Below are 590 nucleotides of genomic sequence, written 5' to 3'. Positions count from 1 at the left end.
CGCCAGCTACTTACGTCACATTGACCGTATGTATTTTCACCTACTGCTACCACCGTGCCGTCTGATTTCAGGCCGACTGTATGTGCACAACCAGCCGCTATCGCTACAATATCTCGCCAATCACTTATATTACATTGACCATACTCATTCCACCCCACCGCCACAACGGTACCGTCTGATTTAAGTCCGATTGTATGATTCGTACCAGCTGCTATCGCTACAATACCTCGCCAGCCACTTACGTCGCATTGGTTATGTTTATCATTCCCCACTGCAATCACTGTGCCGTCCACTTTAAGGCCAACAGTATGAAGATACCCAGCCGCTACCGCTACAATATCTCGCCAGCTGCTCACATCGCATTGTCCATATCGATTATTCCCCACCCCCATCACTGTGCCGCCCACTTTAAGACCGACTGTATGCCAGTCACCCGCCGCCGTAGCCACAATATTTCGCCAGCTGCTTACATTACATTCTCCTTCTTTATTTCGCCCTACTGCCATTACCGTTCCATCCAGTTTAAGGCCAATGGTACGACGCCACCCAGCCGCTACCGCTACAATATTATGCCAGTCGTTCACATCACA

At 49.8% G+C, this 590-nt stretch carries 1 protein-coding gene; it reads right to left on the bottom strand.

Translation table 11 applies throughout. The annotated features are described in order from the left end of the window. Nucleotides 1-590, bottom strand: a 590-nt coding sequence (locus MR079_RS28360) for an RCC1 domain-containing protein (protein ID WP_242295083.1), incomplete at both ends; no start/stop codon positions are given.

Source organism: Bacillus cereus group sp. BfR-BA-01381, from assembly GCF_022663555.1.
Taxonomy (GTDB): domain Bacteria; phylum Bacillota; class Bacilli; order Bacillales; family Bacillaceae_G; genus Bacillus_A; species Bacillus_A pacificus.
Note: the sequence above shows the minus strand (reverse complement) of the source record. Positions and strands in the feature narration are given on the sequence as shown.